Below are 6,755 nucleotides of genomic sequence, written 5' to 3'. Positions count from 1 at the left end.
ATTTTAGGATCCATTCAACTTTGGATTATTTGAGTCCTAGAGAATATAAATTACATAACCTTAAAAAAGTTGTCTAGTTTACTGTTGACAATCCACATCGTTTGATGACTTTTTGAAAAAAGGAGATTAAAAACTAGACTGGGACCATAACACGGAATCCCTGACTTTTAGCCAGAAAAATTGCTTGTTCTACCGTGATTTCACGGTTAACTGGAAGAACATCAGATTTTCTATACAACTCAGGATTGTAAGGTTCTTTCTTTTTAAGAATGTGATAAATAGCTGTAAGAAGCATTCTTGCAATGGCAATAATAGCCCTTTTATGACCACGACGTTTTTTAATTCTTAAGTAGCGGTTACGGATTTCAGGGTGCTTATCGCTTTTCACTACAGCAGTTGCACACTGAACTAAAAGAGGTTTAATGTAGCAGCCAGCTCTTGAAATCCTTACTGACTTTCTCTTTCCAGCACTTTCGTTATTCGTAGGTGTGAGCCCTGCCCAAGAACATAAATGCTTAGCTGTCGGGAACACGTCCATATTAACACCTATTTCGGAAACCACTGCAATGGCTGAAAAGATGTTTTTAAAAGACGGAACAGTTAAGATTAAATTGATTTCTTGAGTGTAGGGCTCGGAAAGAGAAAGAATAATTTTTTCAAGATCAGCTTTACGAGATTGTAGATCTTCATAGTGTTGTTTAATTACCTTCAGTTTTTCAGCTTGTTCAGGAGTGATAAAACCATCAATGGCAAGTTCAAGTTCAGGAAGTTTTTTCTTCATAGAGCCGTGAATGAGGCCTTCTAAGTCAAAGGTAGTATCCAAAGGATTTTCTAGAAGTTTATCAATAATATTCATAGAGCTTTTTCCAAAGGTATCAGAAACAACATTGCCAAGTTGAATATTAGATACAGTTAAACAATTTTGAAGACGGTTTTTTTCACTGGACATAAAGTTAGTTAACTTGAAGCGATAGCGCATCAAGTCACGAAGCTGTCTAATAGTAAGAGGAGGCATAAAACTTCCAGCTACAAGATCATGCTTAAATAAATCAGCAATCCATTTAGCATCTTTTTTATCGGTTTTTTTGCCACGGATAGCTTTGACATATTTGGGATGTGCTAAAGTGATATTACAGGAATCTTCAAGCACATTAAAGACAGGAATCCAGTATTTTCCTGTAGACTCCATGCAAACGTCCTTACAGTCATTTTCATAAAGCCACTGTAACAGCTGTTTCAATCCTTTTGTGTAGGTAGAAAAGCGGCGGCGTTTGTAGGTGGTAACTCCTTTGTCAGTTGAAGCAATGCAAGCAACAACAAAGGTTTTGTGGACATCGATGCCACAACAGATAGGGTAAACAATTTTTAAAGCCATAGGGAAAACTCCTTTCATAGAATTACAGGGATAGACAGCATTGACTGATTGCCTAGCAATAAACGAGTAATGTTTATACAAAGATAAGTCTGCGTGCTCTTATGGCACACTTATTTGTGCTTGAAAAGGCAATCTACACATATAAATATGCGGTCACTCCATACTGGAGCAGCCCACTCACCTCCTCGTGATTTGTAGTTAACTGTTATCCCTATGATTGTAGAATAATAAAAAAATAGCTCAATGCCAATACATTTCATGATGTTTTGTGCCTTGAGCGAAGCGAAAGGAATGGTTATAAATATGAATAAAAGGGGAAAGTCTAAAGCTTTTATTGCGGATTCAAAGGAGGTAGATTTTTTTTCTCTATTGGAAGCAGAAAATGCCGTACATGGTGTTGAAACAGTAGTTTGCTCTATAGGAGAAAATCCTTCTAAAGCTAGATTGACTCAGGGTAACAATGAAGATATGTATCTAATAATAGCAGATAATTTAGGCTTGGTAGCTTCAAAAATAGGTGTTAAACAAGTTATTTTTAAAGCTTCCAAGGAGTTATCCAACAGAAGTGAAATACTGCAGACTCTGAAGTCCTACAACATTGATGTAAAGATACTTCATGAAGAAATAGCAGGAAGTTTGCCTCAGAAAGGTAACTACAAAAGAATTTCTAACGTGTGTTCAGTACAAAGACTTCCGTTACCACCTAGTTGTGGTGCTCAATGGGTGGCCCAGCACTATATGGAATGGTTGCCTAAGTTTTCTAAGGGGATAATAAAAGTAAAAGAACACGAGCAGGGAGTCTTTGGATTTTATTTATTCTTTTTGCCTAGTGCATTACTGCAATTGACTTTGACTGCAGAAGAAAGTAGTAAAGATAGAGTGTTATATTATGTAACAGGAGGTCTTCTTGCTAATTCTCTTAATAAGAAATATAAGGGAAGATTTGAGTTTAGGAAGGTTCTTGGTGGCAAATATGTATTAGCAGCAATTCACGACTTTATTCCCGCCTTACCGTGGCATATATATAGATTAACTCAAGCGCCTATACATTTGTTGGTAATGAATAGTTTTGGCAGACATCTAAAAACGACAAAGCTTGGTCAAACTTGATTCTAAGTTGAACTGACCAAGCTTTTATGTTATAAAAATAACTAATTATTCGAATTTTCGTAAAGGAAAATAATTACTTCTGTAGAATCATATCTATATAGTACTGTAAGAAAAATTAAACTGCGGGAAATTGAGAGGTGCTTATGAAAAAAGAAGCTAATATTTCTCAGTTGGATCGGTATATTGTGGAGCAAACGAACATTCTAGGAGAGATTCACAGCATGATCCTAGCCATAAATCACGAGGGAAAAATCATCGTTTACAATGAAGTATGCGAAAAGGCATTTGGTCATATTCAGACTGATGTAATAGGTAAGGATGTTTTAGAAATTGTTCCAATTACTATTTTAAAGAAAGTTGTAAAAACAGGTTCAAGTTATATTGGTCGTAGGTTTAATTGGAAAGGCCGCTTATACGTGTCTAATAGTACACCAGTTATTAGAGAGGGCCAAGTAATTGGTGCTGTTGGAGTAGCTCAGGAGATTACGGAGTTAAACTCTAAGGCATCTGAATTAAGCTTTTCTAAAGAATTTGAGAAAGAGTTGGAGACTATTCTGGAAGTAGCATATGATGGTATTTTAGTTTTAGATGTGGACGGTACTATAACCTATATAAACAAGAATTTTGCAAAAATTTTAAATCTTGAACAACGAGAGGTCATTGGCAACCATATAACCGAGGTAATACAAGATAGTAAATTGCCTTTAATAGTAACAGAGGGCAATGAACTCTATGGTGATGTAATCAAAATCAAGTCTAAGGAGTTAGTAATATCAAGCTTCCCTATAATTAGAAACGGAAAAAAAGTAGGAGCAGTAGCAAAAGTAATTTTTAAAGATGTGAACCAACTGATACAAATGGCAAATAAGGTAAATAGACTTAATGAGGGTCTTGATTACTATAAGGGTGGGATCCAGAGATTTCGAAAAACTAAATACGGAATTAATAATATAATTGCCAGTTCAAAAGAAATGGTAGCCTTGAAAAATACTATTAAACGGGTTGCCAAAAGTTCTTCAACTATCTTAATTCGAGGGGAAAGTGGAACTGGTAAAGAGCTTTTTGCCCACGCCTTACACCAAGAGAGCAACCGCAGCAATGGACCCTTTGTAAAGGTTAATTGTGCAGCATTACCGGAGAACCTGCTGGAATCTGAGTTGTTTGGCTATAAAGAAGGAGCATTTACTGGAGCCAGAAAAAGTGGACAGGTAGGTAAATTTGAGCTTGCTCACGGTGGAACCATTTTTCTCGATGAAATTGGAGATATGATGCCTGCTATGCAGGTGAAATTATTAAGGGTCTTACAAGAAAAAGAAATTGAACCACTGGGCTCAGGACGCAGCAAAAAAGTAGATGTAAGAGTTGTATCGGCTACTAACCGCAATTTAGAAGAGTTAATCAATGAGGGGAAATTTCGAGAGGACCTCTATTACCGCTTAAATGTGGTAACCCTAAATGTTCCGCCACTGCGAAAGAGATATGAAGATATAGAGAATTTAGTAAATTATTTTATTAAGAAGTTAAATAATGATTTTCAGTTAACTGTTAAGGGGTTGACTCCAGAAGTATGGGGTATCCTAAAATCCCACCACTGGCCAGGAAATATTAGAGAGTTGGAGAACGTAATTGAGCGCTCTTTTAATGTAATTGAGGGAGATTTGATAAAAAAAGAACATTTGCCTATGTATTTGCAGAAAACCAAACCTTTAAATACATCTCCTAATATTCAAAGTGAAACTAATTTGAAAAAAATAGTTGAAGAAGCTGAAAGACAAGGTATAATCAATGCATTAAAGGTTTGTAAAGGAAATAAAGCTCAAGCTGCATCTCTGTTAGAAATATCTCGTGCGTGGCTTTATCAAAGAATGGCTAAATACAATATTAAGGATTAATTTATGTCAAGGATACTATACATGTAAACTTACCTATAAAAAGACTGTTCCGGTCAACAATGGGCAGTCTTTTTTTGCATTTAATGGGAAATAGTGTAAACAAGCGTTTACTGTCTTAAAATTCAGAATTTATAGATAATACCTATAGTTGCGGGGACAAGGAACTTGGCATGATACTTGCAATTAATATTTAAAAGATTTATTAAATGCCGTAGAGGAGGTGCCATGAAAAAGTATACGTTAGTTTTACCTGTTAAATGTGTGCTAAATATAGAGTTTAGGGGGGAGTAATTTGCGAGAAGTAGTTGCAGTTAGTGCAGTTAGAACGCCAATTGGAGTTTTTGGGGGAGCGTTAAGATCTTTAAGTGCTGTTGATTTAGGGGCTATGGCAATTAAAGAAGCCATTAAAAGGGCAAAGATACAGCCTGATATGGTTGAGTATTGTGTTATGGGGCAAGTGGTTTCCGCAGGAAGTGGGCAGGTTCCTGCGCGGCAAGCGGCATTAAAGGCTGGGATACCCGATACTACACCTGCAATTAGTGTAAATAAGGTTTGCTCATCTGGAGTTAAAACCATCGATTTAGCGGCACAAATGATACAAACTGGCAGAGTAGATATTTGTGTTGCTGGTGGTATGGAAAGTATGTCAAATGTACCTTTTGGTATTCCTGAGATGAGATGGGGAGCCCGAATGGGTGTGCCTCACAAAAAAGCTTTGGACTTAATGGTTTATGACGGCTTATGGTGCGCTACCTATAATAGGCATATGGCAATCCACGGTTCTGAAGTATCAAAAGAGTTTAACATATCTAGAGAAGAACAAGACAAATGGGCGGTTCAATCCCAGACTGCCGCATCCAAGGCAATTGAACAAGGGAAGTTGAAAGATGAGATTTTTCCAGTGGAGATTAAAGACAGAAAGGGCAGGGTTACTGTAGTTGATGCTGATGAGGGTCCAAGACCGAATACTACATTGGAGACTTTAGCAAAGCTACCTCCTGTATTCGATCCAGAAGGTTCAGTGACAGCTGGTAATGCACCGGGGATTAATGATGGTGGAGATGCAGTAGTATTAATGTCTAAAGAAAAAGCTGAAGAGCTAGGGCTTAAACCCCTTTGGACTATTTTGGGATATGCTGAAGTTTCACAAGATCCCAAGTACATAGCTACTGTGCCTGGTTTATCTATTAAGAAGGTGTTAGAGCAAACTGGCTATAGCTTAGACCAGATGGACGTTATTGAAATCAATGAAGCTTTTGCTGCTGTTGTTCTTGTTAGTGCACAGATTTTGGGAATGAGTGAAGATGACATGTACAAACGAGTAAATCCAAATGGTGGCGCAATTGCCTTTGGGCATCCAATTGGTGCTACTGGAGCTCGCATTGCAATGACCTTAGCCTATGAACTGAGAAGAAGAGGCGGAGGAATTGGAGTTTGTGGTATCTGTTCTGGGCAAGCTCAAGGCGATGCAATGATAATCAAAGTAGATCCAGAGGAGGTATCAAACTAATATTATGACAGTTAAAAAGATTATGGTTGTTGGCGCAGGTCAAATGGGTAATGGTATAGCGCAGGTTGCGGCTCAAGCTGGTTACGAAACTCTCCAAAACGACTTAAATATGGATTTAGTCAATAAAGGGATAGCTAATATTGAGAAAAACTTGGGAAGAAGTGTTAAGAAGGGCAGGATGACAGACGAAGAAGCTAAGGAAGTTCTAGGAAGAATCAAACCATCAACATCCCTTGAGGATGCAAAAGATTGCGATTTAATTGTAGAAGCCATCGTAGAGAACATGGATATAAAGAGCAAAGTATTTGGAGAATTAGACAGAGTTGCCCCTGAACATGCAATTTTAGCTAGTAATACCTCATCTTTACCAATCACACAAATTGCAGCTTGTACTAATAGACCTGAAAAAGTTATTGGAATGCACTTTATGAATCCGGTTCCAGTAATGAAATTAGTAGAGGTTATCAGAGGTCTTGCTACTACTGATGAGGTTTGCAAAACTATTGAAGAAGTTTCAGCAAAAATGAACAAAACGGCTATTGAGTGTAAGGATGTTCCTGGTTTTGTATCTAATAGAGTACTTCAAGTGATGATCAATGAGGCTATTTTTGAGCTATATGAGGGTGTAGCTACTACTGAAGGAATAGATGGCATCATGAAGCTAGGCATGAATCACCCTATGGGTCCTTTAGAGTTGGCTGACTTAATCGGATTAGATACGGTATTGGCTATATTAAACGTTCTTTATGAGGGATATGGTGACCCCAAATACAGACCATGTCCTTTGCTCAAGTCTTACGTTCATGCAGGGTGGTTGGGTAGAAAATCTGGCAAAGGATTTTATGACTACAGCAAGTAAACTGAAATC

At 37.5% G+C, this 6,755-nt stretch carries 5 protein-coding genes; 4 read left to right on the top strand and 1 reads right to left on the bottom strand.

Annotated features, from left to right (window positions below):
- Positions 1-133: 133 nt before the first annotated feature.
- A complete protein-coding gene (locus GGQ84_RS08545) occupies positions 134-1,375 on the bottom strand; it encodes an IS110 family RNA-guided transposase (RefSeq protein ID WP_429161694.1) in 1,242 nt (413 codons plus the stop codon).
- A 303-nt stretch (positions 1,376-1,678) separates the two neighbouring features.
- Here GGQ84_RS08545 and GGQ84_RS08540 point away from each other — a divergent pair, with 303 nt between their 5' ends.
- From GGQ84_RS08540 to GGQ84_RS08525, 4 genes are all read left to right on the top strand, one after another.
- On the top strand, positions 1,679-2,485 hold the full coding sequence (locus tag GGQ84_RS08540; RefSeq protein ID WP_429161692.1) for a hypothetical protein: 807 nt from the start codon (positions 1,679-1,681) through the stop codon (positions 2,483-2,485).
- A gap of 143 nt (positions 2,486-2,628) precedes the next feature.
- Complete coding sequence (locus GGQ84_RS08535; protein WP_429161690.1) at positions 2,629-4,377, top strand: sigma 54-interacting transcriptional regulator; 1,749 nt, start codon at positions 2,629-2,631, stop codon at positions 4,375-4,377.
- A gap of 292 nt (positions 4,378-4,669) precedes the next feature.
- Positions 4,670-5,887: an acetyl-CoA C-acetyltransferase gene (locus GGQ84_RS08530; protein WP_429161688.1), complete on the top strand. Its 1,218-nt coding sequence runs from the start codon at positions 4,670-4,672 to the stop codon at positions 5,885-5,887.
- 4 nt (positions 5,888-5,891) lie between these two features.
- Complete coding sequence (locus GGQ84_RS08525; RefSeq protein ID WP_429161686.1) at positions 5,892-6,746, top strand: 3-hydroxybutyryl-CoA dehydrogenase; 855 nt, start codon at positions 5,892-5,894, stop codon at positions 6,744-6,746.
- The last annotated feature ends 9 nt before the right edge of the window (positions 6,747-6,755 follow it).

The organism is Desulfitispora alkaliphila, from assembly GCF_050433185.1.
In the GTDB taxonomy this organism is placed as follows: Bacteria; Bacillota; Desulfitisporia; order Desulfitisporales; family Desulfitisporaceae; genus Desulfitispora; species Desulfitispora alkaliphila.
Note: the sequence above shows the minus strand (reverse complement) of the source record. Positions and strands in the feature narration are given on the sequence as shown.

Bases quoted from the DNA above. Each gene is read 5' to 3' on its own strand.
- GGQ84_RS08545 (WP_429161694.1), bottom strand. From the start codon at position 1,375: ATGGCTTTAAAAATTGTTTACCCTATCTGTTGTGGCATCGATGTCCAC.
- GGQ84_RS08540 (WP_429161692.1), top strand. From the start codon at position 1,679: ATGAATAAAAGGGGAAAGTCTAAAGCTTTTATTGCGGATTCAAAGGAG.
- GGQ84_RS08535 (WP_429161690.1), top strand. From the start codon at position 2,629: ATGAAAAAAGAAGCTAATATTTCTCAGTTGGATCGGTATATTGTGGAG.
- GGQ84_RS08525 (WP_429161686.1), top strand. From the start codon at position 5,892: ATGACAGTTAAAAAGATTATGGTTGTTGGCGCAGGTCAAATGGGTAAT.